Raw genomic sequence first — 26,205 nt, 5'->3', positions numbered from 1 at the left:
TGATCACGGCTTGCCTGGACGTATCAGGAAACGCCGTCCGGCGGCCGCCCCAGGACCCGCTCCAGCGACAACGCGTCGCAGCCCTCGATCTCGACCAGCTTCAGCCGCGCCCCGGCGCCCGAGGCGATGGACAGGGACGACTTGGCCAAGCCCAGGGTCTTGGCCAGCAGGGCCAGCAGCGCCGCGTTGGCCGCGCCCTCGACCGGCGGGGCGGCGACCCGCACCTTCAGATAGGGCCGCCCCTCGCCGTCCACCGCCCAGCCGTCGACGGCCTCGCGCCCGCCGCGCGGGGTGAGGCGGACCGCCAGGCGGACCTTGGACGACATGGGATCAGTAGTAGCTGCCGCCGGTGACCAGGCCCACCAGGGCGTCGTGCAGGGCCGGCAGCAGATAGACCCGCACGCCGGTGATGATCAGCAGCACGATGATCGGGCTGATGTCGACGCCGCCCAGCGGCGGGATGATGCGGCGGAACGGCCGCAGGACCGGATCGGTCACCCGGTCGAGGAACTCGGCGATCTGGCGGAGATAGGGATTGCGCAGGTTGATGATGTCGAACGCCACCAGCCAGCTCAGCACGGCCGAGATGATGATCGCCCACCACAGCAGGCTGAGCAGCGCGCCGGCGATGAAGAAGACGAAGTTGATGATGGCGACCATGGGCTTCCCGTCCGAGTGTCCCGCTTCATTGCCGCGCCTTGGCGGCCCTGGCAAGCAAAGGCCGCAGATCGGCCAACCGGGCGCTTGACGAGGCCGCCGCCCCAACGTATCTCCGCGCTTCCTTGGGGCCGTAGCTCAGATGGTAGAGCGCCTCGTTCGCAATGAGGAGGTCAGGGGTTCGATTCCCCTCGGCTCCACCAAGGACCTTCCAGACATCCTTTGACGCCGACCCGCCCGCTTTTCGCGCGGGGTCCGCCGGATCGCGTCGCACGCCCGCGCGGACCTGGACAAGGGTCGCGCGGCGCCCGACGTTCCGCTCCCTGGATCGGGAGGGCCTCTCTTGCGTATCGGAAAACTGCTTCTGTTGTCGGCCGCCTGCGCTGCGCTCTCCGGGCCGGCCCTTTCCTCGACAGCCCTGGCCCAGCCCGCCGGCGACCTGGCCCGCCAGCAGGCCACGGCGCAGCGGGTCCAGATCACCCGCGACGACTGGGGGATCGCCCACGTCCACGGCAAGAGCGACGCCGACGCGGTGTTCGGCATGATCTACGCCCAGGCCGAGGACGACTTCCCGCGCATCGAGGCCAATTACCTGACCAATCTGGGCCGCACGGCCGAGGCTGAAGGCGAGAAGGCGGTCTGGCAGGATCTGCGGATGCGGCTGTTCGTCGATCCGGCCGACCTGCAGGCCCGCTACGACAGGAGCCCCGCCTGGCTGAAGGCGCTGATGGACGCCTGGGCCGACGGGCTGAACTACTACCTGGCCACCCATCCGGACGTGAAGCCCAAGGTGCTGACCCGGTTCGAGCCGTGGATGGCGCTGAGCTTCACCGAGGGCAGCATCGGCGGCGACGTCGAGCGGATCTCGCTGGGCGAGCTGGAGGCCTTCTACGGCAAGCCCCGGATGCAAGCCTCGACCGAGGTCCGGGCGCGGGAGTTCGCCCAGGCCGTGGCGTTCCGCGAACCCACCGGCTCGAACGGCTTCGCCATCGCCCCGTCCAACACCAAGGACGGCCACGCCCTGCTGCTGATCAACCCGCACACCTCGTTCTTCTTCCGCTCCGAGCTGCAGGTGACCAGCGACGCGGGGCTGAACGCGTATGGCGCGGCGACCTGGGGCCAGTTCTTCGTCTATCAGGGCTTCAACGCCCACGCCGGCTGGATGCACACCTCCAGCACGGTCGACGTGGTCGACGAGTTCGCCGAGACGATCCAGAGCCAGGGCGGCAAGCTCTTCTACAAATACGGAGCCGAACAGCGGCCGGTCGAGACACGCGCGGTCGAGATCGCCTATCGCGCCGCCGACGGTTCGCTGGCTAAGAAGAGCTTCACCACCTACCGCACCCACCACGGTCCCATCGTCCGGGCGGCGGACGGCAAGTGGGTGGCCTTCGCCATGATGTACAAGCCGGTCGAGGCGCTGGAGCAGTCGTTCCTGCGCACCAAGGCCGTGGACTATGCGAGCTTCCTGAAGGTGGCCGAGCTGAAGGCCAATTCCTCGAACAACACCCTGTTCGCCGACGACAAGGGCGAGGTGGCCTATCTGCACCCGCAGTTCATCCCCCGGCGCGACGACCGCTTCGACTACACCAAACCCGTCGACGGCGCGAACCCGGCCGCCGACTGGAAGGGCCTGCACGCCCTGTCCGAGGCGCCGCACCTGAAGAACCCGCCCAACGGCTGGCTGATGAACACCAACAACTGGCCCTATTCGGCCGCCGGTCCCTACAGCCCCAAGCCGGCCGACTATCCGCGCTACATGGACAGCGTCGGCGAGACGCCGCGCGGGGTCCACGCCACGCGGGTCCTGAGCGCCCGCAAGGACTTCACCCTGCCCACCCTGATCCAGGCCGCCTACGACCCCTACCTGACCGCCTTCGCCGATCTGATCCCGACCTTGTCCAAGGCCTATGACGCGACGCCCGACGGCGATCCGACGAAGGCGCGGCTGGCGGCCCAGATGGCGGCGCTGAAGGCCTGGGACCTGAAGTGGTCGGCGGCCTCAACCGAGACCTCGCTGGCGGTGTTCTGGGGCGAGGCACTGTGGGCCAAGTCGGCGCCCCAGGCCCGGAAGGAGGGCGTTTCGGTCTACAAGTACATGGCCGAACGCACGACCCCGGCCCAGAAGCTGGAAGCCCTGGCCGAGGCCTCGGATCGCCTGAGCGCCGACTTCGGCGACTGGCGCACGCCCTGGGGGACGATCAACCGCTTCCAGCGCAACGACGGCGCCATCGTCCAGACCTTCGACGACGCCAAGGCCTCGATCCCGGTGCCCTTCGCCTCGGGCCAGTGGGGGTCGCTGGCCTCGTTCGGGGCCAAGCGCTATCCGGGCACGAAGAAGTATTACGGGACCAGCGGCAACAGCTTCGTGGCCGTGGTCGAGTTCGGGCCGCGGGTGAAGGCCCTGGCGGTGTCGGCGGGCGGCGAGAGCGGCGATCCGAAGTCGAAGCACTTCCTGGACCAGGCCCAGCGCTACGCCGACGGGGCCCTGCGGCCGGCCTACTTCTACCCGGACCAACTGACGGGTCACGTCGAACGCAACTACCGGCCGGGCGAGTAGGCAAGGCGGCTTGAGCGGAACGCGATTGCAGCCCATGGTTGGCTTTCGGGGAGACACGACATGAACCTGGCCCAAGCCATCCGCACCGTGGGCGTCGCCGGTCTGGCGCTGGCCTTGAGCGCCTGCGCGCTGTTCGCCCCGCCCTACGACGCCACCCTGGATGAGAAGACCACCAGCGCCTACGAGAGCGTGGCCAAGCTGGCGGCCCAGGCCGAGATGGGCCTCTACCAGGACAAGGCCACCTATCCCGCGACGGTCGACACCTACGCCACGATCCAGGGGGCCCTGGCCGTGGTGGCCGTGCGCGCCGCCTCGGCCCCGGTGGCCGGCAAGCGGGCCGAACAGGCGCGCGACATGACCGTCGGCTTCATCAAGGGCTGCAGCGCCCAGGTCTCGGGCCTGGCGAAACTGCACCAGACCTACGGCGTGGTCCCGAACACCGGCGCCACCCAGGCCATGATGGTCAGCTGCGACCAGGCGGCCAAGGCCGTCGGCGCCATGAAGAACAACTAGAGGCCCAGGGGGAGACTGACCGATGCTGGATTTCGCCAACCTGCGGATCGACAACGTGGACCAGCTGGTCTCGACCCTCGAGGACGAGCTGGGCGGGGTGTCCACCCAGTGGTGGAACGCCAACAAGTCGGTGGTGGCCGGCTACCTGCGCAGCCTGGCCGAGGCGACGCTGCAGACCCAGGTCGCCCTGACCAACCAGCAGATCCCGGCCGAAGCGGCCGACATGATCATGCGCAACCAGCAGCTGGCCTTCAACCAGACCCTGCAGTTCACCAAGTTCATGACCCTGGTCCTGGCCCAGCAGCTGCTGGATGCGACGTTCCGGGTGATCGGCTGGGTGATCTACAACAAGACCGGCGTGAACCTGGCGCCCAGCCTGGTGCAGCCGGCGGGGACCGCGGCGAGCTGACGAACGGCCGGACCTAGGCCTCGGCGCCGATGCCGATCGGCCGGAAGTCGATCTCCGGATAGTAGCCGGCCATCCGCTCGATGGCGGCCCGGTTGGCGGCGCTGAGCAGCTGGGCGCCCCGGCCGCTGACGCCGACGTTGAAGCGATTGTCGGGTCCGCGCGCCTGGGCCACCCGCTGTTCGAGGTCGGCGGCCGCGAAGGTCTGGGGTTCACGCGCCAGCAGGCCGGATCGATCCAGCACATCGCGCACCCCTTCGGCGCCGCCCAGCACGATGTTCTCGTAGTGGAAGACGTTGGCCGGACGGGTGCTCATCCAGGACGCGTAGAACTTCAGGTACCAGGCGGCGACCAGGTCGACGACCGCGTCGACCCGGTAGTGGAAGTCCCGCTGGCAGATGCTCTGATCGAAATAGGCCCACGGGATTTCCGGGCTTTCCGTGGCGATGTGCTCGGCCAGGCTGACCATGCAGTCGTGGATGTCGCGCACGAGCACCAACGTGGTGATGGCGTAGCCGTCGATGACCCGCAGGCTGTATTCCGACGCGCAGGTGTGATGCTGCGCCACCAGGTTCTGGCCCGCCAGGCTCTCGATCAGGCGATGGGACAGCTCCTGCTCGCGGCGGCTGGAACTGGGCAGGCCGTCGGGCGCGACCAGCGGCAGGGTGCCGGCCCAGTCGGCGAAGGTGGCGCGACCGAAACCCGGCAGGGAAGCGATCACCGAGGACAAGAACGTCGATCCGCTCTTGGGAAAAGCCGTGATCAGAACCAGCATGCACACCTCGCGCGTGTCATCGTTCCGTGTCCGGATGGTTTTCCCGCACGCCGGCCTCCCCGCCGACCGTGCTTGTCGGGCGATCCTATCACGGACTGTTCCCCTCGATCCAAGGCTTAGGTTCGAAACTAGTTGCCTTTTGCGGGAGTTGGAACGGTACTGTTCCCAACGGTTGAGCTTGAAGATCGTTCACAGGCGAGACGATCGTTGCCAATCGGGGAGGCGATCATGAAAATATCCGCTCTATCGATACTCGGCGCCGCGAGCCTGGCGCTCCTGATCCACGTCGCGCCGGCCAGCGCCCAGGCGACCCGAACCTGGGTCTCGGGCGTCGGCGACGACGCCAACCCCTGCAGCCGCACGGCCCCCTGCAAGACCTTCGCGGGCGCCATTTCGAAAACGGCGGCCGGCGGTGAGATCAACACCCTGGATCCGGGCGGCTTCGGCGCCCTGACGATCACCAAGGCGATCACCATCGCCAATGACGGCGCCGGGGAAGCCGGCGTGCTGGCGGCGGGCACCAACGGCTTCGTCATAAACGCCGCGGCCACCGACAAGATCACCATTCGAGGGATCACGTTCAACGGCGTGGGCACCGGGGTGAACGGTATCGTGTTCAATTCCGGCGCTTCGCTCAGCGTCGAGAACGTCAGCATCTCGGGCTTCTCGAACTACGGGATCCTGGTGCAACCCAGCACGGCCGGGCGCGTGAACATCCAGGACACCACGGTCGAGAGCAACGGATCGGGCACCACCGGCGGCGGCGTGCTGGTGCGTCCCACCGGGACCGGGTCGGCGGCGGTCGACTTCAGCACCACGCGGCTGGTCAACAACGTGCTGGGGCTGCGGCTGGAGAACTCCATCGCGGGGACCGGCGCCATCACCGCCGCGGCGGTCGACACCACGGCGGCCGGCAACGTCTATTCGGGCTTCGTGGTCGCCCAGACGGCGGGCAGCGGCGCGGTCTCGCTGAACATCGACCGTTCGGCGTCGGTGAACAACGGCGTCGGCGTCAACCTTTCGGGAACCGGCGCGGTCATCCGCGTGGGCAGCTCGATGGTCACCGGCAACGGGGTGGGCATCAATTCGTCGACTACCAACCTGCTGTCGTATGGCAACAACCACGTCGACGACAACACGTCGCCGGGCACCGCCATGCCGGTCATCCCGCTGAAATAGGACGCCGGACGGCCTGGCGTCCGCTCGGGAACGCCAGGCCGATTTGGACGCGCCTTAGCCTTGGCGCTTGTCGCGCTTGGCCAGGACGCGCAGGCGCAGGGCGTTCAGCTTGATGAAGCCGCCGGCGTCGCGGTGGTCGTAGGCGACCTTGCCTTCCTCGAAGGTGACCAGGTCCTGGTCGTACAGCGAGTAGGGGCTGGTGCGGCCGATGACGGTGACGTTGCCCTTGTAGAGCTTGACCCGCACCTGGCCGGCCACCTTGGCCTGGCTGTAGTCGATGGCGGCCTGCAGCATCTCGCGCTCGGGCGAGAACCAGAAGCCGTTGTAGACCAGCGACGCATACTTCGGCATCAGCTCGTCCTTCAGGTGCATCGCGCCGCGGTCCAGCGTGATGCTCTCGATGCCGCGGTGGGCGGCCAGCAGGATGGTGCCGCCGGGGGTCTCGTAGACGCCGCGCGACTTCATGCCCACGAAGCGGTTCTCGACCAGGTCCAGGCGGCCGACGCCGTTGTCGCGGCCCAGCTCGTTCAGCTTGGTCAGCAGGGTGGCCGGGCTCATCTTGACGCCGTCGATGGCGACCGGGTCGCCCTTCTCGAAGTCGATGGTGATGATGGTCGGCTTGTCCGGCGCGTCCTCGGGCGAGATCGTGCGCATGTGGACGAACTCGGGGGCCTCGACCGCCGGGTCCTCCAGGACCTTACCTTCCGAGCTGCTGTGCAGCAGGTTGGCGTCGACGCTGAACGGCGCCTCGCCGCGCTTGTCCTTGGTGATCTGGATCTGGTGCTTCTCGGCGAAGTCCAGCAGGGCCTCGCGGGACTTGAAGTCCCATTCGCGCCAGGGGGCGATCACGGTGATGTCGGGCTCGAGGCCATAGTAGCCGAGCTCGAAACGGACCTGGTCGTTGCCCTTGCCGGTCGCGCCGTGGCTGACGGCGTCGGCGCCGGTCTTGCGGGCGATCTCGATCTGCTTCTTGGCGATCAGCGGACGGGCGATCGAGGTGCCCAGCAGGTACTGGCCCTCATAGACGGTGTTGGCGCGGAACATCGGGAAGACGTAGTCGCGCACGAACTCCTCGCGCACGTCCTCGATGAAGATGTTCTCGGGCTTCACGCCGGCGGCCAGGGCCTTGGCGCGGGCCGGCTCGATCTCTTCGCCCTGGCCCAGGTCGGCGGTGAAGGTCACGACCTCAGCGCCGTATTCGGTCTGCAGCCACTTGAGGATGATCGAGGTGTCGAGGCCGCCCGAATAGGCGAGCACGACCTTCTTCACGGACTTGTCGGCCATGAGGGGGTCCTTCCGAGGAAACACAAAGTCGCAAGCGTCTCTCCTTCTGAGAAACACCGGGTCGCGGGGCGTTTAGCGCGGTTTCACGACGATTGAAACGGCGTGTTGGCCGATCCCAAAGATCGGCCCTAGAGATCGCCTTCGTCGCTCAAGGTCTCCATGACCTTGCGCAGGTGCACCAGCTGGCTCAGCGCCAGGGCGGCGGCCAGGGTGGCGCGCACGCACAGCACGATCACCGCGCTGGCGCCGTCCACCCGATAGGTGAGCTGGGTCAGGGTGAACGACAGCAGGATCAGGATCGCCAGGACCGGGATCGCCAGCAGGCCCACGCCCTTGGACGCCCGCCAGGTCGGCCGGCCGTCCAGCCCCCATTGCATGGGGATGCGCGCGCCCTTGGGGATGCGCTTCCAGGCGCTTTGGGCGGTGGAGGCGATGATCGCCAGGGCGGCGATCGACAGGCCGTCGCCCAGGATGCGCAGCGCCGCTTCCATGGCCTAGACCGTCACCTGCGCGCCCAGTTCGACCACGCGGCCGGGCGGAATCTTGAAGAAGTCGGTCGGGTTGGTGGCGTTCTTCATCAGGAAGATGAAGATCCGGTCCTGCCACAGCGGCATGCCGCTGTTGGCCGACGGCACGATCGAGCGGCGGCCCAGGAAGAAGCTGGTGGCCATGATGTCGAACTTCAGCCCCTGCTGCTTGCGCAGGATGGCCAGGGCCTTGGGCACGTTCGGGCTTTCCATGAAGCCGTAGAAGATCTCGACCTTCTTGAAGTCGGCGTTGATCGCCTGGGTGCGCACGCGGTCCTCGTCGGCGACGCGCGGGGTCTCGGCGGTGCGGACGGTCAGCACCACGTTGCGCTCGTGCAGCACCTTGTTGTGCTTGAGGTTGTGCATCAGGGCGACCGGGGTCATGTCCGGGTCGGAGGTCAGGAAGATCGCCGTGCCGGGGGCGCGGTGCGGGGCCCGGGCGCGCAGGATCTCCATCAGGTCGACCAGGGGCACGCTGTCGCGGCGGGTCTTGTCGGTCAGGATCTGGGCGCCGCGCGTCCAGGTCCACATGATCAGCACCAGCACCGCGCCGAACACCAGCGGCAGCCAGGCGCCGTCGGGAATCTTCAGCGCGTTCGAGGCGATGAACACCAGGTCGATCATGGCCAGCGGCACCAGCAGGGCGGCGGTCTGCCAGAGGCTCCACTTCCACACCAGGCGCAGCACGACATAAGCCAGCAGGGTGTCGACGAACATCGCGCCGGTCACGGCGATGCCGTAGGCGCTGGCCAGCTTGTGCGAGCTCTGGAACATGATCAGCAGCACCAGCACGCCGATCAGCAGGAAGGTGTTGACCGCCGGGACGTAGATCTGGCCGGCCTGGGTCTCGGAGGTGCGCTTGATGTCCAGGCGCGGCAGCAGGCCCAGCTGCACCGCCTGCTGGGTCATCGAGAACGCGCCGGTGATCACCGCCTGGCTGGCGATGACCGTGGCCACGGTGGCCATCAGCAGCACCGGCCAGTAGGCGAAGGTCGGGACCATGTCCCAGAACGGATTGTGGCGCGAGGCCGGGTGATCCAGCACCAGCGAGCCCTGGCCCAGATAGTTCAGGGCCAGGCACGGGAAGGCCAGGTACAGCCAGGCCGCCCGGATGGGCTTCTTCCCGAAGTGGCCCATGTCGGCGTACAGCGCCTCGGCGCCGGTCACCGCCAGGAACACGCTGCCCAGGATCACGAAGCCCAGGAAGCCGTTCTCCAGCAGGAAACGCACGCCGTACCAGGGATTGAAGGCGCGCAGGATCGACAGATCGTCGACGAGGTGGAACAGGCCCAGCCCGCCCAGGATCAGGAACCAGGCGGCCATGACCGGGCCGAACAGGGCGGCCATGCGGTGCGTGCCCTTGGCCTGCACCAGGAACAGGGCGACCAGGATGCCGGCCGAGATCGGCAGGACGTAGGCCGACAGGGCATGGCCGACATGCGGCGCGTCCTTCATGCCTTCCACCGCCGACAGCACCGAGATGGCCGGGGTGATGATGCCGTCGCCATAGAACAGCGCCGCGCCGATCACGCCCAGGAAGAACACGGCGGTCGAGCGCTTGCGCGCCGCCTTGCCCAGGGCCTTCTGGGCCAGGGCCATCAGGGCCAGGGTGCCGCCCTCGCCCTTGTTGTCGGCCCGCATGAAGAAGATCACGTACTTGATCGTGACGAACAGGGTCAGGGTCCACAGCACCAGCGACACCACCCCCAGCACGGCGTGCTCGGTGGCGGTGGTGCTGCGCGAATGGGCCAGGGCCTCGCGCATGGCGTAGAGCGGGCTGGTCCCGATATCGCCGAACACGACGCCCACGGCGCCGAGCGCAAGCGCCAGGAAGCCATGCCCTTTCAGGTCATGGCCGGCTTGCGGAGGGACATCACACGGGGCGGCGCTGTCTGCAGCAGGAGCGCCAGAGGCTTCGGAAGCCATTCAATCCCTCCGGGGTCGCCCTCGCAAAACGCGGTGCGGAGCCCCATATCGATCAAGCGGGGCGCGATACACCCAATCCTGCTCCGGTTCAATCGCGACCTGAAGCGGGATAACAACGATAGTTTTTGGTTGAACGCACGAACGACGCCCTTAGGGTCCTGCCACGGAAAAATGTCAGACAGTCAGAAATTCCCCGTCGCCGCGCACGCCCTGGCCTATCTGGCGCACAAGAGCGCCTTTTCGGCCGATCGCGCCGTGGCCAGCGCCGAGCTCGCCGCCTCGGTCCCGACCAACCCGGTCGTGGTGCGTCGCGTGACGGCCATGCTGGGCAAGGCGGGGCTGATCGGCGCGCGCGCCGGCGCCAACGGCGGGGCCTGGCTGCTGAAGGCCCCCGAGACCATCACCCTGGACGTCGTGCTGCGGGCCGTGAACGGCTGCGCCCACCTGGGCGTCGCGCCCAAGGGCGTGAAGGGCTGCCCTGTCGGCGAGAAGATCCCCGACGCCGTCCGCGGGGCGATGATCGCCGCCGACACCGCCGTGGCCGAGCGCCTGTCGACGATCTCGGTGGCCGACCTGCTGAACGGCGCGGCGACCGAGGCCGCGGCTTAGCGGCTTAAGGTCCTCCCCCTGTGGGGGAGGTGTCGGCGCAGCCGACGGAGGGAGGCGTGATCAGGCTTCCGCCGCCCTTATCCCCCCCACCGGCCTTCGGCCGCCTCCCCCACAGGGGGGAGGGTGTCTTACTCCGCCGCCGCCAGCGCCAGGCGTTCGCGCCGCACGTCCAGCGCCGCCACGACCCAGATCGTGAAGCCGCCCAGGGCCAGGGCCGCGCCGACATAGCCGGTCGAGGTCCACCCCATGCCGGCCGCGATGGCCAGGCCGCCCAGCCACGGGCCCAGGGCGTTGGCGAAGTTGAAGGCCGAGTGGTTCAGGGCCGCCGCCAGGGTCTGGGCGTCGCCGGCCACGTCCATCAGCCGGGTCTGCAGCACCGCGCCCAGCCCGCCGCCGCAGCCGATCAGGAAGACCACGGGGATCAGGGTCCACAGGGTGCCGGTCGCCATCGGATAGAGGGCCAGGGCGGCGGCGCTCCACAGCAGCACCCCGCCGATGGCCGGCATCTGGGCGCGGTCGGCGGCCCAGGCGCAGGCCAGGGTCCCGACGGTCATGCCGGCCCCGAACACCGCCAGCACCACCGGCAGGGCGGCCGAGGCGTGGGTCACCTCGCGCATGGTCGAGGCCAGGTAGGTGTAGACGCAGAACATGCCGCCGAAGCCGATCGCCCCGATGCCCAGGGTCAGCCACACCCGGCCCTTGGCCAGGGCGCCCAGCTCGCGCAGGGGGCTGGCCCCCGCGTCGGCCGGGGCGCGTGGCGCGAAGACATAGACGGCCGTCGCGGTCATCGCGGCCAGGATGGCCACGATCACGAAGCCCCAGCGCCAGCCGATCCACTGGCCGACCACATTGGCCATGGGCACCCCGACGATGGTCGCCACGGTCAGGCCGATCATCACCATGGCCACCGATTGAGCTCTTCGCTCCGGCGGCGCGACGCTGGCGGCGACCAGGGCCGCGACGCCGAAATAGGCCCCGTGCGGCAGGCCGCTGAAGAAGCGGAACGCCATCATCCATCCGAACGTCGGCGCCAGGGCGCTGAGCAGGTTGCCGACCGCGAACACCGCCATCAGGGCCACCAGGATGATCCGGCGCGGCAGGCGCGCGGCCAGCACGGCGATCACCGGCGCCCCGACCACCACGCCCAGGGCGTAGGCGCTGATCGCGTGCCCCGCCGTCGGCGCGTCGACGCCCAGGCCGGCGGCGAAGTCCGGCAGCAGGCTCATCGAGGCGAACTCGGTGGTGCCGATCGCGAACCCGCCCAGGGCCAGGGCCGCCAGCACCGCGCCCGGCGCATGGACCTTCACCTGCTGGACGTCAGGGACAGGATTGGAGCTCACGATCGCCGCCTTTCGATACACACGCCGCAGGACGGCCCGGGACGCGCCCCCAAGGATGCCTTGGGACGGCGCGCCTTCAGCTGATGCTGTTGTCTGGTTATCGCGCTAAATAAGATAATGACAACGTTGTCACAAGGTTGAAGCGTTGATCAGCCCCCAGATTCCGCCGTTCGCCCGAAACCGACCCTACCGGCGCTGAATCGGCTTGCAGAATAACTGCATCACCTTCTGTTGCCGATCCCCTGGAAACCGCCCGAGACGATCATACGTAATCGTCACGGTTTCAGTTGCGAAACCAACCATCAACTAGGGCTCATTCCAATGACCAAGGTCGCCATCGTCTACCATTCGGGCTACGGCCACACCGCCGTCCTCGCCGACAAGATCGCGGAAGGCGTCCGCGACGCCGGCCAGACCCCGGTGCTGCTGAAGATCGAGAACGCCGCCCAGGACTTCGCCTCGATCATCGAACAGATCACCGCGGCCGACGCCGTGGTGTTCGGCGCCCCGACCTACATGGGCGACGTCTCGGGCGTGTTCAAAGTGTTCGCCGACGCCACCGCCGGCGTCTTCTTCACCGGCGCTTGGAAGGACAAGCTGGCCGCGGGCTTCACCAACTCGCACAGCTTCGCGGGCGACAAGGGCCACGCCCTGGAGAGCCTGACCATCCTGGCCGCCCAGCACGGCATGAACTGGGTGAACCTGGGCCTGGCCCCTCCCGGAGTGACCGCCGCCGAACGCGGCCCCGACACGCTGAACCGCGTCGGCTCGTTCATCGGCCTGGCCGCCCAGTCGGACAACGCCTCGCCCGAGATCACCCCGCCGGCCGGCGACCGCGAGACCGCCCGCCTGTTCGGCGTCCGCATCGCCGAGGCCGCCGTCCGCTGGACGCGCGGCGCCCAGCCGGCGCTCAGCGAAGCGGCGTAACGAAGTCCGCCCGTCCTTCCTGATCCCCCAGCCCGAAGGACGGGCCCGCGGCGCTCCGGCGCCGCCCGAGGGGACGCTTGAGCCCGAGCGTCCCCTCCCCCTTCCTCCCTCGCGAAGCGGGGAAGGTGGCGCGACGCGGATACGCGTCGTGACGGAGGGGGCGTCGCCGGCCTACGGTCCGACCACAACCTGGCCCGACCCGGCGACCGCCTTGCTGACCGGCCCCTCGGCCTTGGCGACCACCACCCTGCCGGAGCCCGAGACCGAGGCCGAGACCTTGCCGGCCACGCCGTTGAAGTCGACCTCGCCCGCTCCCAGGATACTGACCTCGACCTCGGTCGACCGGCCGCCCGCCACGCTGACGCGGCCCGGACCGGCGACATGGGCCTCGAACTTGCGGCCCACGCTGGTCGCCGCCACGCCGCCCGAGCCGGCGACGAAGATCTTCAGGTCGCCGTCGACGCCCTGGAGCGTCAGATGTCCCGAGTCGGCGATGTGGACCTCGGCCTCGCCGGCCCGGCCGGCCTTGGCGTCGCCCGGGCCCGCCTGGTTCAGTTCGAACGCGCCCTTGACGTCACCCACCGTCCAGTCGCCGCAGCCGGCGTTGGACAGTTCCAGGCTGTCGGTGCGACCGACCTCGCCGAACACGGCGCCGCTGGTGGCCAGCTCGACGCCCATCGGCGCGTGGATCACCACTTGCGGCATGTCGGCCCAGGCCACGTCGCCGATGTCGCGCACCGCGACGACGGGCTTGCCGTCCTCGACGTCGCAGCCCTTGATCCGGTCGCCGTCGACGCCGCCCGCCAGTCCGCCGTCGATCACGATGCGCGATCCCGATGGCCGGACCTGCAGCGGCAGCCTGGGGTTGGAATTCTGGATATCGACCTTCACGTCGCTCCGCACCTCGGGGATCACGGTCACGCGGGCGACGGCGTTGGTGATGTCGATCGACGACGCGGCCGAAGCGGCGTCGGCAAGGCCCAGGGCGGCGGCGGCGGCGGCGAGGATCGAAAATGCGCGCATGCTTCACTACTCTCGAAAAGGGGTGCGGCCAGAGATAGCGACGGCTCCGGCGGGAGACGACTTAATTCGAGGTCATGACCCCCGAGGCCGTGATCAGGCCAAGGCGCCGCCGCCCCGCCTTGAACCAAACGCCCGCCCGTGCTCGACTCCGGCCAAGTTTCACCGTTTCGCTGGACACTCGCCGCATGGCCCGCCGTCTCGCCCTGATCACCGGCGCCTCCGCCGGCATCGGGGCCGCCTTCGCCCGCATCTACGCCAGCCACGGCTACGACGTGGCTCTGACCGCGCGCCGGCTGGACCGGCTGGAGGCCCTGGCCGCCGAGATCCGCCTGCGGTTCGGCGTCGAGGCCTATCCGATCGCCGCCGACCTGGCCCAGGCCGAGGCCGTCGACCAGGTGCTGGCGGCGATCGAGGCCGAGGGCCGGGTGGTCGACGCCCTGGTCAACAACGCCGGCTACGGCCTGTCCGGCGCCTACGCCCAGACCACCTGGGCCGACCAGAGCGCCTTCCTGCAGGTGCTGCTGGTCTCGGTCTGCGGCCTGACCCACAAGGTGCTGCCGGGCATGGTCGAGCGCGGCTTCGGCCGCATCGTCAACGTCGCCTCCCTGGCGGGCCTGGCCCCCGGCGCGGCGGGCCACACCCTCTACGCGGCGACCAAGAGCTTTCTCGTGAAGTTCTCCCAGAGCCTGCACCTGGAGAACCAGGCGGCGGGCGTGCACGTCAGCGCCCTGTGCCCGGGCTTCACCTATTCGGAATTCCACGACGTCAACGGCACCCGTGCCCAGGTCAGCCAGAGCCTGCCGACCTGGCTGTGGCTGGGCGCCGACGAGGTGGCCGCCGCCGGCTACGAGGCCGCCGAGGCCAATCGCGCGATCTGCGTGCCCGGCTCGCCCAACAAGGCCATCGCGGCGATCGCCAAGCTGGTCCCCGACGACTGGGCCCTGGCCCTGATGGCCAGCCAGGGAAGCCGGTTCCGGAAGGTCTAGGACGACACGGGGGACACACGCTCGCTCCCGACCGTCTCCGATTTCACACCGACGCCATGCGGCGCGTGTTTCTTCGTCCGCTACCTGTGCTCGGCGTACGGCGCCTTGGCGTCGGCCCGGATCAGGCCCCGCGTGGCGTCGCCCACGCCGATCAGCACGAACTGCACCGCCAGGGCGCAGAGGATCAGGCCCAGCACCCGCACCACGATGCTCATGCCGATCCGGCCCAGCACCTTGCTGATCACCGGCGCGGCCCAGAACACGGCGACCAGCACCACCGAGACGGCGGCGATCACCCCGACGCCGGCGGCCAGGCCCGCCAGGCCCAGGGGCCGGGCCTCGCTGGCGTAGATGATCACGGTCGAGATCGCACCGGGCCCGATCAGCAGCGGCATGGCGAACGGCACGATCAGCCGCTCGAACCGCTGCTTGGCGTAGACCCGGGCCGACTGGCCCTCCACGCCCTCGGCCGCGTCGGCGAACATGGTGGTGAAGTCGTCGCGCACCATGTCCAGGCCCAGGATGAACAGGATGATGCCGCCGGCGATGCGGAAGGCCGGCATCGAGATGCCGAAGAACTCCAGCAGGCTGACGCCCGTGAAGAAGAAGAAGATCAGGAAGGCGGCGACGAACAGGCCGATATAGACCGCCACCATCCGGCGGCCGGCGGCGGCCGCGCCCAGGGTGGCGGCGGCGAACAGCGGCACGTTGCCGATCGGATCGATCAGGGCGAACAGGGCGACGAAGAAGTTGACGGCGAGCTCAGCCTGGCTCATTCGGGGTGCTTAGCCTTCAATTCGCGCGGATCCGCATCCTTCTTAGGGTGATGCGAACGCGCGCGCCAACCCCAAGGGGACCGCCATGACCGCCGATCCGCGCCTGATCCTGCCGCTCGACCTGCCCAGCACAGCCGAGGCCCGTCAAATGGTCGAGACCCTGGGCGATGCGGTGTCGTTCTACAAGATCGGCCTGGAGCTGCTGGCCACCGACGGCATGGCCCTGGCGCGCCAGCTGAAGGGCGAGGGCAAGCAGATCTTCCTCGATTGGAAGCTGCACGACATCGGCGCCACCGTGGAGCGCTCGGCCCGGGTGCTGGCCGGGGCCGGCTGCGACCTGCTGACCGTCCACGCCGAGCCGCAGGTGATGCAGGCCGCCGTCAAGGCCAAGGCCGGCTCGGACCTGAAGATCCTGGCCGTCACCGTGCTGACCAGCCTGACCGACGCCGACCTGATCGAGATGGGCTACGCCTTCTCGGCGCGCGACCTGGTGGCCCGGCGCATCCGCCAGGCGGTGGAGTGCGGGGTGGACGGCATCGTCTCGTCCCCGCAGGAAGCCGCCCTGGCCCGCGAGATCGCCGGCCCCGACTTCCTGGTGGTGACGCCGGGCGTGCGCCCCTTCTGGTCGGCCAAGAACGACCAGGCCCGCGCCGCCACCCCGGCCGACGCCCTGAAGGCCGGCGCCAGCCACCTGGTCTGCGGCCGTCCGATCACGGCGGCCAACGACCCGCGCGAGGCGGCGCTGAAGGTGGTGGCGGAGATGGCGGGCCACTAGCGCTCGCCAGCGAGGCCCTCCCCCACAGGGGGAGGAACGGGGCTTCGCCCCTAGAAATCCACCGCCACGCCCTTGCGCTCCCAGTCGCCGAACCGCGTCGGCTCGGGACCGTCGCGGCCGCCCTCCTCGGTGGGCAAGGCGGCGGCGTGCTCGGCCGCGCGGCGGGCCGCGGCTTCTTCAAGCGCGCGGCGGGCGGCCGGGGTCAGCGGCTTGTCCGGCGCGGCGCCGGGCGGAAGGTCGGGCTGGGGGGAGGGAAGCTCGGACATGACCAAGGTTTAACATCGTCCCTCTTGCCCGCGAAATCCTTCTGGTGTTCAACCCCCGGCTTCCGAATAACCGCGTTCTGCAACTCGGGGGAGTTTCCATGACCACCAGCCGCTGGCCTCACGCCTTCTTCGCCGCCGCCGCCACCTACGCCATGATCGGCGTCTGCTGGGGCCTGACGATGAGCATCACCCAGAACCACGCCACCTATTCCGCCCACGCCCACCTGAACCTGCTGGGCTGGGTCAGCCTGGCGCTAATGGGCGCCTTCTACGCCCTGCTGGGCCAGAACGTGCCCAACTGGGTCAAGCTGACGAACTTCACCCTGTCGAACGTGGGCGTGATCTGCATGATCAGCGGCCTCTTCATGTATCTGGGCCAGGTCGGACCTGTCTCGATCTACGGGCCGCTGCTGGCGGTGGGCGGGCTTTGCACCGTCGCCGGCTTCCTGCTGTTCGGCGTGACGGTGATCACGAGCCTGGTGCGCAAACCGGCCGCGGCCTGATTCCGCTTGCGCTCGCCGTCGCCTTTGGGCACGGCGAGCGGGTGACTCAGGAACTCAACGACGGCCTCCCGGCACGGGAAGGCGCCCTTGCCCTCATCGACGCGGCCCTGTCGCGGCGCGGCGGGCTCGACGAAGCCGCCTCGGCCAACGCCTTCCGCTTTCTGGAACCGCGCGAGCGGGCCTTCGCGCGCGCCCTCGCCATGGCCGCCCTGCGCCATCTGGGGCCCATCGACCGCGCCCTGGCCGGTAAGCTGGCCAAGGAGCCGCCGCCGCGCGTGCGCAACCTGCTGCGCCTGGGCGCGACCCAGGCCTTCTTCCTGGAGGTGCCGGCCTTCGCCGCCGTCGCCACCAGCGTCGAGCTGGCCGGCGCCAACAAGACCAGCCGCCCGTTCAAGGGCCTGGTCAACGCGGTGCTGCGCGGCCTCCTGCGCGACGGCGGCCTGTCCGACGCCGCCGAGGACCTGGCCCCGCCGTGGCTCTACGCCCGCTGGGTCGGCGCCTGGGGCAAGGAGACCGCCGACGCCGTCGCCGGCCAGATCGCCTTCGAGCCGGCCACCGACCTGTCGCTGAAGCCCGGCGCCGACGCGGCCGACCTGGCCGCCCGGCTGGAAGGCCAGATCCTGCCCGGCGGCACGCTGCGCACCGAGCGCCGGGGCGACGTCTCGGCCTGGCCGGCCTTCGACGAGGGGACCTGGTGGGTGCAGGACGCCGCCGCCGCCATCCCCGCCCGCCTGCTGGACGTGAAGGCCGGACAGACCGCGCTCGACCTCTGCGCCGCGCCCGGCGGCAAGACGATGCAGCTGGCCGCCGCCGGCGCGCAGACCGTGGCCGTCGACCGCTCGGCAGCCCGCCTGCAGCGCGTCACCGAGAACCTGGCCCGCCTTTCCCTGACCGCCGAGGTGGTCGCCGCCGACGCCGGGGCCTGGGAGGACGCGCGGACCTTCGACGCCGTGCTGCTGGACGCGCCCTGCTCGGCCACCGGCACCTTCCGCCGCCATCCGGACGTGCTGTGGGCCGCCCGCCCCGGCGACGTGGCCAGCCTGGCCGCCGTCCAGAGCCGCCTGCTCGACAGCGCCGCCGGCCGCCTGAAGCCCAGCGGCCGCCTGGTCTACTGCGTCTGCTCGCTGGAGCCGGAAGAGGGCGAGGCCCAGGTCGAGGCCTTCCTGGCCCGCCGTCCGGACATGGCCCTGGACCCCATCGCCCCGGAGGAAGGCGGCGCCCCGGCCGCCAGCCTGACGGCGCGCGGCACGCTGCGAATCCTGCCCCACCACCGCGAGGGCGGACTGGACGGCTTCTTCGCGGCGCGATTCGTCAAACGGTAGCCTGGAAAGCCGGCGTCCCGGCCCAAGCTCCGCGCTTGCGGACGACAACCTTGAGGCGGATGAGTGCGTTAAGCTTCCGGGCGAAGCACTCGCTTGTGGCGTGAGCCCGACACAGCTAAGCCAGGGACCCATGACCGCGCCGCTGATCGCCCCGTCCATCCTCGCCTCCGACTTCGCCAAGCTGGGCGAAGAGGTCGCCGCCATCGAGGCGGCCGGCGCCGACTGGGTGCATGTCGACGTGATGGACGGCCATTTCGTGCCCAACATCACCCTGGGCCCGGATGTCGTTCGCGCGATCCGGCCGCACGCCAAGATCCCGTTCGACGTCCACCTGATGATCAGCCCGGCCGATCCGTACCTGGAGGCCTTCCGCGCCGCCGGCGCCGACCTGATCAGCATCCATCCGGAAGCCGGCCCGCACCTGCACCGCAGCCTCAAGCGCATCCGCGAGCTGGGGGCCAAGGCCGGGGTGGTCTTCAACCCCTCGACCTCGATCGACCACGTCGAGTGGATTCTCGAGGACGTCGACCTCCTGCTGGTGATGTCGGTCAATCCCGGCTTCGGCGGCCAGAGCTTCATCCCCGGCCAGCTGCGCAAGGTCGAGGCCCTGCGCAGGATGATCGACAAGGCCGGCCTCGACATCATCCTGGAGGTCGACGGCGGCGTCACCCCGGTCACCGCCCCGCAGTGCGTGGCGGCGGGGGCCACGGCCCTGGTCGCCGGCTCGGCGGTGTTCAAGGGCGGCCCCTCCGCCTATGCCGGCAACATCCGCGCCCTGAAGGGCGGCTGATCCAGCGGCATGGAGGGGGCTCCCGCGACAGGTTCCAGCCGCAAGTCCTCCGCCCTCGCCGGCGGCCCCTCCTCCCGTGGCTCTGGAGCCCGTGGCCGCGGAGCCCGCACCAAGGGCGTGACGCTCAAGGCCCTCGGCGCGGCGATCAAGGGCAACCTGGAACGCGAATGGTTCGGCTCGCCGCCGCACCGCGCCTCGATCAGCCGGCCCAGGCCGGTCGGCCTGGCCGGCCATCCCCACGACCCCCGTCCCGTCGATCCCGACCGCGGCCGCCAACTGCTGGACGGCCTGCTGGTGCTGGACGGCGGCGCCCTGCGGCTGGGCGAGACCGGCGACCCCTTCGACCAGCCCAGCCCGACCCGCCAGTTCGCCACCGCCCTGCACGGCTTCGACTGGCTGCCGCACCTGCTGGCCGCCGGCCCCGGATCGGCGCGCCTGGCCCTGCGGCTGCTGCAGGACTGGCGGCGGGTGTTCGGGACCTGGAACGCCTTCTCGTGGAGCGGCGAGCGGCTGGAGCGCCGCACCTTCCACCTGGCCTGCGCCGCCAAGGCCCTCGCGCCCGAGGCGTCCGACGCCGAGATCTCGGCCATGACGCAGGACATCGCCCGCGGCGCGCGCCAGCTGCTCAAGGCCTCCGACGCGCCCGAGCGCCGGCTGGAGCGGGCCGTGGTGGTGGCCATCGCCGGCTGCGCCCTGACCGGCAAGGCCAGCGACCGGCTGACGGCCCAGGGCCTCAAGCGCGTCCACGCCCTGCTGGACCTGGTCGTCCTGCCCGACGGCGGCCACGCCAGCCGCTCGCCGGAGGCCGGGCTGGAGCTGCTGTTCGACCTGCTGACCCTGGACGACGCCCTGGGCCAGCGCGGCCGTCCCGTCCCCGAGGCCCTGACCCGCGCCATCGACCGCCTGAGCTCGTCGGTGCGCTTCTTCGCCCTGGCCGACGGTCATCTGGCCGCGTTCCAGGGCGGCGAGGCGATCGAGCCGAAGCGGATCGCCGCGGCCCTGGCCCATGACGACCACGGCCCGCGCCCGCCGCAGAGCGCGCCGCATGTCGGCTATCAGAAGATGCAGGGCGGCAGCCTCCAGGTGATGGCCGACGCCGGGCCGCCGGCCACGGGCGTGCTCAGCGTCACCGCCTGCGCCCAGCCGGCCGCGGTCGAGATCGTGTTCGGCAAGGACCGGCTGATCACCAGCTGCGGCTGGAGTCCGGAAGCGACCGGCGCCAACGCCTTCCGGCTTTCGTCCGCCGCCTCGACCGTCTCGGTGGGCGACGGTTCGGCCGGCCGGCCGCTGTCGGGCTGGCGCGCCGACGCCCTGGGCCCGTGGCTGGTCGACGGCGCGACCGAGGTCGAGGTCAAGCGCCACGACGCCGACGTCGGGGTGTGGCTGGACATCGTCCACGACGGCTGGCGGCGCCTGGGCCTGACCCACGCCCGGCGGCTGTACCTGGACCTCAAGGCCGACGAGTTGCGCGGCGAGGACAGCCTGATCCCCATCGGCTCGGCCAATCCCGACGGCCCGCGCCGCTACCTGCCGTTCTCGGTCACCTTCCACCTGCATCCGGACGCCCGCGCCTCGCTGGCGCGCGACGGCAAGAGCGTGCTGATCAAGGGGCCGTCCAACGTCGGCTGGTGGTTGCGCAACGACGCGGTCGATGTGGCCATCACCCCCTCGGCCCATTTCGACCACGGCCACGCCCGCCCCGCCGGCGCCATCGTGCTCAAGAGCCAGGTCCGTCCCGAGAAGGGGGCGAAGATCCGCTGGAAGCTGGCCCGGGCGACGGATCACTGATCCCCTGCGACATTACGTCCCACGCGCCCGTCGGAGCGCGGAATTCACAGCTCCCACCCTGTCCTGTAGCTGTTTTCGACCGCGTCGGCTGAGGGAGGGGCAGATGTCGAGCCTCGCCGCCCTGCGGCCCATCCTGAACACCGCGATCGACCCCGTCATCGTCATGGACGCCAAGGGCGCGATCCTGGACTGGAACGCCCGCGCCGAGGCGGCCTTCGGCTGGCCGCGCGACGAGGTCCTGGGCCGGGGCCTGATCGACCTGCTGGCCCCGCTGCGCCATCAGGCCCACTACCGGCAACTGCTGACCAAGCGCCTGGCCCTGGCCGAGCCGCCGGCCGCGCGCCAGGGCTCGCAGCTGATGGCGGTGCGCAAGAACGGCAGCGAAATCCCGATCGAGGTGTCCCTGGCCGCGTTCGGCGATCCGGACGCTCCCCTGTTCCTGGGCTTCATCCGCGACATCACCGACCGGGTCGAGGTGCATGAACGGCTGGCCGCCAGCGAGGCGCGGTTCCGCGCCGCCATCGGCGCCGTCGACGGCATCCTGTGGACCAACGACGCCTCGGGCCGGATGGTCGGCGACCAGCCCGGCTGGGCCAGCCTGACCGGCCAGGCGCACGACGACTATCAGGGCTTCGGCTGGGCCGACGCCGTCCATCCCGACGACGCCGAGCCGACGATCCGGGCGTGGAACGAGGCCGTCGCCCGGGGCGGCCCCTTCACCTTCGAGCATCGGGTGCGTCGCCACGACGGGGTGTGGCGCGACTTCGCCATCCGCGCCGTCGCCGCCCTGGAGGCCGACGGCTCGATCCGCGAATGGATCGGCGTGCACACCGACATCACCGAACGCAAGCGCGCCGAGGAACGCCTGCGCGAGGGCGAGGCCCGGTTCCGCGCCATGGCCGATTCCGCGCCGGCCCCGGTGTGGATGACCTCGGTGGAGGGCGGGATCACCTTCGCCAACGAAGCCTTCGGCGAATACACCGGGGTGGCGCCGGCCGACCTGCTGGGCGACGCCTGGATCGGCCTGATCCATCCCGACGACATCCCCGGGGTCGGCGCCCGACGGGCGGCGGCGCGCACCGCCGAGGGCGGGCCGACGGCCTACGGCTTCGAGGCGCGGTTCCTGGGAGGCGACGGAAACTATCGCTGGATGGTCGCCAACGCCCGGCCGCAGATCGACGCCCAGGGTCAGTTCCAGGGCTATATCGGCATGGCGATGGACATGACCGAGACCAAGACGGCCCAGGCCCGTCAGCGCCTGCTGATCAACGAGCTGAACCACCGCGTGAAGAACACCCTGGCCTCGGTCCAGTCGATCGTCCGCCAGACCCTGCGGCCGGAAGAGGCGGTCGAGGCCGTGCGCGAGCGGCTGATCGGGCGGCTGCTGGCGATGTCGGCCGTCCACGACGTGCTGACCCGCGAGAGCTGGGAGGGCGCGGCGCTGGACGACATCGTCCGCCAGGGCCTGGCGCCGTTCGTCGACGACCAGGATCCCGACCGGGTGGCGGTCAGCGGCCCCGCCCTGCGGGTGGGCGCCAGCACCGCCCTGTCCCTGGCCCTGGCCGTGCACGAGCTGGCCACCAACGCGGCCAAGTACGGCGCCCTGTCGGCGGCGGGAGGCCGGGTGGACGTCGCCTGGGAGCAGACGGCCGAGGACCGGGCGGTCCTGAGATGGACCGAGCGCGGCGGGCCGCCGGTGCGCCCCCCCGAACGCCGGGGCTTCGGCACCCGCCTGCTGGAGCGCGGCCTGGCCGGCGACCTGGGCGGCCGGCCGGAACTGACCTTCGCGGCGGACGGCGCGCGGGCGGTGCTGCCGGTGCGGCTGGGGTAGCCCGGTCTCCCCCTGTGGAGGAGGCCCCGACCCCGATTGACTCCTCTCGCCTCCCCCGTATTTTCCGCGCGTTCGCGTGACTGGCGCTAGTGATGGGCAACCATCGGGGAGCGCGGACCTCATATGCCGCGCGCCTGGGCTCCGTTTTCTCGTCCAACCAGACCAGCCAGGAGTCCGCCGTGCCCGCCGCCCCCGACTATCCGTCCGCCCCCGATCTCGTCGCCCCCAAGCGCGCCCTGCTGTCGGTCTCCGACAAGACCGGCCTGGTCGAGGCCGCCAAGGTCCTGCACGAGGCGGGCGTCGAGCTGGTCTCGACCGGCGGCACCAAGGCCGCCATCGCCGCGGCCGGCCTGCCGGTCAAGGACGTCTCGGACCTGACGGGCTTCCCCGAGATGATGGACGGCCGGGTCAAGACCCTGCACCCGATCGTGCACGGCGGGCTGCTGGGCGTGCGCGACGCCCCCGAGCACGCCAAGGCCATGGCCGACCACGGCATCGGCGGCATCGATATCCTGTACGTGAACCTCTATCCGTTCGAGGCCACGGTCGCGAAGGGCGGTTCCTACGAGGAGTGCGTCGAGAACATCGACATCGGCGGCCCGGCCATGATCCGCTCGGCGGCCAAGAACCACGGCTATGTCGCCGTCTGCACCGACCCATCGGACCTCGCCGAAGTGCTGGAGGCCCTGAAGGCCGGCGGGACCACCCTGGTCCTGCGCAAGACCCTGGCCGCTCGCGCCTATGCCCGCACGGCGGCCTACGACGCGGCCATCAGCGGCTGGTTCGCCGCCCAGCTGGGTCAGGACTTCCCGGCCCGGAAGAGCATCGCCGGCGAACTGCGCCAGACCATGCGCTACGGCGAGAACCCGCACCAGAAGGCGGCCTTCTACGCCTTCCCCAACCCGCGTCCGGGCGTGGCCACGGCCACCCAGCTGCAGGGCAAGGAACTCAGCTACAACAATATCAACGACACCGACGCGGCCTTCGAGCTGATCGCCGAGTTCGATCCGGCCCAGGGCCCGGCCGTGGCGATCATCAAGCACGCCAATCCCTGCGGCGTGGCCGTCGGCAAGACCCAGCGCGAGGCCTATGAGCGGGCCCTGGCCTGCGATCCCACCAGCGCCTTCGGCGGCATCGTCGCCGTCAACAGCCGCCTGACCCGCGAGGCGGCCGAGGCCATGGTCGAGATCTTCACCGAGGTGGTGATCGCCCCGGAAGCCGACGACGACGCCGTCGCCGTGTTCGCCGCCAAGAAGAACCTGCGCCTGCTGGTCACCGGCGGCCTGCCGGACGCCCTGTCGACCGGCGACACCTTCAAGTCGGTGGCCGGCGGCTTCCTGGTGCAATCCCGTGATGACGCGCGCATCACCGCCTCCGACCTGAAGATCGTCACCCAGCGTCAGCCCACGGACGAGGAAGTGCGCGACATGCTGTTCGCCTTCACCGTCGGCAAGCACGTCAAGTCCAACGCCATCGTCTACGCCCGCGCCGGCCAGACCCTGGGCGTCGGGGCCGGCCAGATGAACCGCAAGGACTCGGCCCGGATCGCGGCCCTGCGCGCCGCCGACTTCGGCCTGGACCTGAAGGGCTGCGCCTGCGCCTCGGAAGCCTTCTTCCCGTTCGCGGACGGCCTGATCCAGGCCGCCGAGGCCGGGGCGACGGCGATCATCCAGCCGGGCGGCTCAATGCGCGACCCCGAGGTGATCGAGGCCGCCGACAAGCTGGGCCTGACCATGGCCTTCACCGGCGTGCGGGTGTTCCGACACTAGTCTGCGACAGCGGGCGGGGTGTGGTAGCTAGGGCTGTACGAAGACTTTCGAAGCAGCCTCGATGCTCCCCACACCCCGCGCCGACCTCGTTCCCAACACCGTCGCCTACGAGAACGAGCCCCTGGTCAAGGCCACGGGGTTTCGGGAATACGACGCGCGCTGGCTGTTCGGGTCCGAGATCAACCTGCTGGGCGTCCAGGCCCTGGGTCTGGGTCTGGGGACCTACATCCACGAGCTGGGCCATTCCCGGATCGTGGTCGGCCACGACTTCCGGAGCTATTCGCTGTCGATCAAGCAGGCCCTGACCCTGGGCCTGATGAGCGCCGGCTGCGAGGTGCACGACATCGGCCTCAGCCTATCGCCCACCGCCTATTTCGCCCAGTTCGACCTGGACATCCCCTGCGTGGCCATGGTCACCGCCAGCCACAACGAGAACGGCTGGACCGGGGTGAAGATGGGCGCCCAGAGGCCCCTGACCTTCGGCCCCGACGAGATGGCCCGCGTGAAGGCGATCGTGCTCTCCGGCCAGTTCGTCGAACGCGACGGCGGCAAGCTGGTCCGCGTCGAAGGCGAGGCCGAGCGCTATCTGGCCGACGTCGCGAGCCGCGTCCGCCTCACCCGGCCGCTGAAGGTGATCGCCGCCTGCGGCAACGGCACGGCCGGCGCCTTCGCGGTCGACGGCCTCCGGCGCATGGGCGTCTCCGAGGTGATCGGCCTGGACGCCGAGCTCGACTACACCTTCCCGAAATACAATCCGAACCCGGAAGACGCCGCCATGCTGCACGCGATGGCGGACGCCGTGCGCGCGCAGGGGGCCGACCTGGCCTTCGGCTTCGACGGAGACGGCGACCGCTGCGGCGTGGTCGACGACGAGGGCGTCGAGATCTTCGCCGACAAGATGGGCCTGATCCTGGCCCGCGACCTGGCCCCGCTGCACCCGGGCGCGACCTTCGTGGTCGACGTCAAATCCACCGGCCTCTTCGCCACCGACCCGATCCTGGCCGCCCACGGCTGCAAGGTGGTCTACTGGAAGACCGGCCACAGCTACCTCAAGCGCAAGAGCGCCGAGCTGGGGGCCCTGGCCGGCTTCGAGAAGAGCGGCCACTTCTTCATGAACGGCGATCTGGGCCGCGGCTACGACTGCGGCCTGAGCGCCGCCGCCGCCATCCTGGCCATGCTGGACCGCAATCGCGGCGTGAAGCTGTCGGACCTTCGCAAGGCCCTGCCCACGGCCTTCACCTCCCTGACCATGAGCCCCCGCTGCGCCGACGAGGCGAAGTACGGCGTCGTCGACGAGGTGGTGAAGGAATACCAGGACCTGTTCGCGGCCGGCGGCTCGATCCTGGGGCGGAAGATCACCGAGGTGATCACCGTCAACGGCGCGCGGGTCCAGCTGGAGGACGGCTCCTGGGTGCTGGTCCGCGCCTCGTCCAACAAGCCCGAGGTCGTGGTGGTGGTCGAGAGCACCCGCTCCGAGGACGACATGCGCGCCCTGTTCCGCCAGGAGGTGAAGCCGCGCCTGGGCGACCGGGTCGGCGCGTACAACCAGGAAATCTGAGGTCTCGGGCCGCAGACCCCAGACGGCCAAAGAAATTGAGTTTCCGCCGCCGTTCGACCATGCTGACCGCCGGAACTTTCGCGCGGGGGCGCCGTAGGATCGCATGCTGAGCGCC

General features: G+C 70.1%; 25 protein-coding genes, 1 tRNA gene and 1 riboswitch. Of the genes, 16 read left to right on the top strand and 10 right to left on the bottom strand.

The annotated features are described in order from the left end of the window. Positions 1-23: 23 nt before the first annotated feature. Together BR39_RS0110025 and BR39_RS0110020 are read right to left on the bottom strand one after the other, a co-directional pair. Entirely contained in the window at positions 24-326 is a 303-nt protein-coding gene (locus BR39_RS0110025; protein ID WP_029910780.1) for a DUF167 family protein, read from the bottom strand. A gap of 4 nt (positions 327-330) precedes the next feature. After that, positions 331-660, bottom strand: coding sequence for a YggT family protein (locus BR39_RS0110020; protein WP_029910775.1), 330 nt, complete (start codon positions 658-660; stop codon positions 331-333). A 124-nt stretch (positions 661-784) separates the two neighbouring features. On the opposite strand from BR39_RS0110020, the gene BR39_RS0110015 reads away from it, so the two are divergent. The 4 genes from BR39_RS0110015 to BR39_RS0110000 all read left to right on the top strand — a co-directional run bounded on the left by BR39_RS0110015 (position 785) and on the right by BR39_RS0110000 (position 4,139). Next, positions 785-860: transfer RNA gene (locus tag BR39_RS0110015), tRNA-Ala, on the top strand. A gap of 140 nt (positions 861-1,000) precedes the next feature. After that, positions 1,001-3,217 (top strand): penicillin acylase family protein, encoded by a 2,217-nt coding sequence (locus BR39_RS0110010; protein WP_231499432.1) that lies wholly within the window; start codon positions 1,001-1,003, stop codon positions 3,215-3,217. A 60-nt stretch (positions 3,218-3,277) separates the two neighbouring features. After that, positions 3,278-3,730, top strand: a complete 453-nt coding sequence (locus BR39_RS0110005) for a hypothetical protein (protein WP_029910768.1) — start codon at positions 3,278-3,280, stop codon at positions 3,728-3,730. Positions 3,731-3,752: 22 nt separating this feature from the next. Then, positions 3,753-4,139, top strand: coding sequence for a hypothetical protein (locus BR39_RS0110000; RefSeq protein ID WP_029910765.1), 387 nt, complete (start codon positions 3,753-3,755; stop codon positions 4,137-4,139). Positions 4,140-4,152: 13 nt separating this feature from the next. Here BR39_RS0110000 and BR39_RS0109995 read toward each other — a convergent pair whose 3' ends face one another. Further along, entirely contained in the window at positions 4,153-4,911 is a 759-nt protein-coding gene (locus tag BR39_RS0109995; RefSeq protein ID WP_029910762.1) for a hypothetical protein, read from the bottom strand. A gap of 228 nt (positions 4,912-5,139) precedes the next feature. Between BR39_RS0109995 and BR39_RS0109990 the strand changes: the two genes are divergently transcribed. Then, the gene (locus BR39_RS0109990; RefSeq protein WP_029910760.1) at positions 5,140-6,090 is read left to right on the top strand and encodes a hypothetical protein; all 951 of its coding nucleotides are present in this window, start codon (positions 5,140-5,142) and stop codon (positions 6,088-6,090) included. A gap of 54 nt (positions 6,091-6,144) precedes the next feature. Here BR39_RS0109990 and BR39_RS0109985 read toward each other — a convergent pair whose 3' ends face one another. The 3 genes from BR39_RS0109985 to BR39_RS0109975 all read right to left on the bottom strand — a co-directional run bounded on the left by BR39_RS0109985 (position 6,145) and on the right by BR39_RS0109975 (position 9,827). Beyond that, the gene (locus BR39_RS0109985) at positions 6,145-7,374 is read right to left on the bottom strand and encodes an argininosuccinate synthase (protein WP_029910758.1); all 1,230 of its coding nucleotides are present in this window, start codon (positions 7,372-7,374) and stop codon (positions 6,145-6,147) included. Between the two features lie 128 nt (positions 7,375-7,502). Further along, positions 7,503-7,865 (bottom strand): DUF1648 domain-containing protein, encoded by a 363-nt coding sequence (locus BR39_RS0109980; RefSeq protein ID WP_029910756.1) that lies wholly within the window; start codon positions 7,863-7,865, stop codon positions 7,503-7,505. 3 nt (positions 7,866-7,868) lie between these two features. Further along, a complete protein-coding gene (locus tag BR39_RS0109975) occupies positions 7,869-9,827 on the bottom strand; it encodes a potassium transporter Kup (RefSeq protein WP_029910755.1) in 1,959 nt (652 codons plus the stop codon). 171 nt (positions 9,828-9,998) lie between these two features. Here BR39_RS0109975 and BR39_RS0109970 point away from each other — a divergent pair, with 171 nt between their 5' ends. Continuing rightward, the gene (locus tag BR39_RS0109970; protein ID WP_029910754.1) at positions 9,999-10,436 is read left to right on the top strand and encodes an Rrf2 family transcriptional regulator; all 438 of its coding nucleotides are present in this window, start codon (positions 9,999-10,001) and stop codon (positions 10,434-10,436) included. A gap of 128 nt (positions 10,437-10,564) precedes the next feature. Here the strand turns inward: BR39_RS0109970 and BR39_RS0109965 are convergent, their stop codons facing one another. Beyond that, positions 10,565-11,776 (bottom strand): MFS transporter, encoded by a 1,212-nt coding sequence (locus BR39_RS0109965; protein ID WP_231499431.1) that lies wholly within the window; start codon positions 11,774-11,776, stop codon positions 10,565-10,567. A 321-nt stretch (positions 11,777-12,097) separates the two neighbouring features. Between BR39_RS0109965 and BR39_RS0109960 the strand changes: the two genes are divergently transcribed. Further along, positions 12,098-12,703: a flavodoxin family protein gene (locus BR39_RS0109960; RefSeq protein ID WP_029910746.1), complete on the top strand. Its 606-nt coding sequence runs from the start codon at positions 12,098-12,100 to the stop codon at positions 12,701-12,703. A gap of 171 nt (positions 12,704-12,874) precedes the next feature. Here BR39_RS0109960 and BR39_RS0109955 read toward each other — a convergent pair whose 3' ends face one another. After that, positions 12,875-13,726 (bottom strand): hypothetical protein, encoded by an 852-nt coding sequence (locus tag BR39_RS0109955; protein WP_029910743.1) that lies wholly within the window; start codon positions 13,724-13,726, stop codon positions 12,875-12,877. Positions 13,727-13,911: 185 nt separating this feature from the next. Here BR39_RS0109955 and BR39_RS0109950 point away from each other — a divergent pair, with 185 nt between their 5' ends. Continuing rightward, the gene (locus BR39_RS0109950) at positions 13,912-14,712 is read left to right on the top strand and encodes an SDR family oxidoreductase (protein WP_029910738.1); all 801 of its coding nucleotides are present in this window, start codon (positions 13,912-13,914) and stop codon (positions 14,710-14,712) included. Between the two features lie 80 nt (positions 14,713-14,792). On the opposite strand, the gene BR39_RS0109945 is transcribed toward BR39_RS0109950, so the two are convergent. Then, the gene (locus BR39_RS0109945; RefSeq protein ID WP_029910736.1) at positions 14,793-15,488 is read right to left on the bottom strand and encodes a MarC family protein; all 696 of its coding nucleotides are present in this window, start codon (positions 15,486-15,488) and stop codon (positions 14,793-14,795) included. Between the two features lie 85 nt (positions 15,489-15,573). Between BR39_RS0109945 and pyrF the strand changes: the two genes are divergently transcribed. Continuing rightward, entirely contained in the window at positions 15,574-16,263 is a 690-nt protein-coding gene (pyrF, locus tag BR39_RS0109940) for an orotidine-5'-phosphate decarboxylase (RefSeq protein WP_029910734.1), read from the top strand. Between the two features lie 50 nt (positions 16,264-16,313). Here pyrF and BR39_RS0109935 read toward each other — a convergent pair whose 3' ends face one another. Next, complete coding sequence (locus BR39_RS0109935; protein WP_029910727.1) at positions 16,314-16,529, bottom strand: DUF1674 domain-containing protein; 216 nt, start codon at positions 16,527-16,529, stop codon at positions 16,314-16,316. A gap of 98 nt (positions 16,530-16,627) precedes the next feature. Here BR39_RS0109935 and BR39_RS0109930 point away from each other — a divergent pair, with 98 nt between their 5' ends. The 7 genes from BR39_RS0109930 to BR39_RS0109900 all read left to right on the top strand — a co-directional run bounded on the left by BR39_RS0109930 (position 16,628) and on the right by BR39_RS0109900 (position 26,090). Then, positions 16,628-17,032, top strand: a complete 405-nt coding sequence (locus BR39_RS0109930) for a hypothetical protein (RefSeq protein ID WP_029910723.1) — start codon at positions 16,628-16,630, stop codon at positions 17,030-17,032. A gap of 41 nt (positions 17,033-17,073) precedes the next feature. Continuing rightward, the gene (locus BR39_RS0109925) at positions 17,074-18,354 is read left to right on the top strand and encodes an RsmB/NOP family class I SAM-dependent RNA methyltransferase (RefSeq protein WP_029910720.1); all 1,281 of its coding nucleotides are present in this window, start codon (positions 17,074-17,076) and stop codon (positions 18,352-18,354) included. A gap of 130 nt (positions 18,355-18,484) precedes the next feature. Continuing rightward, positions 18,485-19,144, top strand: a complete 660-nt coding sequence (gene rpe, locus BR39_RS0109920; protein ID WP_029910718.1) for a ribulose-phosphate 3-epimerase — start codon at positions 18,485-18,487, stop codon at positions 19,142-19,144. A gap of 9 nt (positions 19,145-19,153) precedes the next feature. Next, positions 19,154-20,932 (top strand): heparinase II/III family protein, encoded by a 1,779-nt coding sequence (locus BR39_RS0109915; protein ID WP_029910716.1) that lies wholly within the window; start codon positions 19,154-19,156, stop codon positions 20,930-20,932. A gap of 103 nt (positions 20,933-21,035) precedes the next feature. Beyond that, a complete protein-coding gene (locus BR39_RS25270) occupies positions 21,036-22,763 on the top strand; it encodes a PAS domain S-box protein (RefSeq protein ID WP_035018295.1) in 1,728 nt (575 codons plus the stop codon). Between the two features lie 66 nt (positions 22,764-22,829). After that, positions 22,830-22,910, top strand: a riboswitch (ZMP/ZTP riboswitch). Positions 22,911-22,942: 32 nt separating this feature from the next. After that, positions 22,943-24,532: a bifunctional phosphoribosylaminoimidazolecarboxamide formyltransferase/IMP cyclohydrolase gene (gene purH / locus BR39_RS0109905; RefSeq protein WP_029910713.1), complete on the top strand. Its 1,590-nt coding sequence runs from the start codon at positions 22,943-22,945 to the stop codon at positions 24,530-24,532. 61 nt (positions 24,533-24,593) lie between these two features. Further along, a complete protein-coding gene (locus BR39_RS0109900; RefSeq protein ID WP_029910710.1) occupies positions 24,594-26,090 on the top strand; it encodes a phosphomannomutase/phosphoglucomutase in 1,497 nt (498 codons plus the stop codon). The last annotated feature ends 115 nt before the right edge of the window (positions 26,091-26,205 follow it).

Origin of the sequence: Caulobacter sp. UNC358MFTsu5.1, assembly GCF_000712075.1 — a bacterium.
Lineage (GTDB): Bacteria > Pseudomonadota > Alphaproteobacteria > Caulobacterales > Caulobacteraceae > Caulobacter.
The sequence above is the reverse complement of the archived record's forward strand: the minus strand, read 5'-3'. Positions and strand labels throughout refer to the sequence as shown.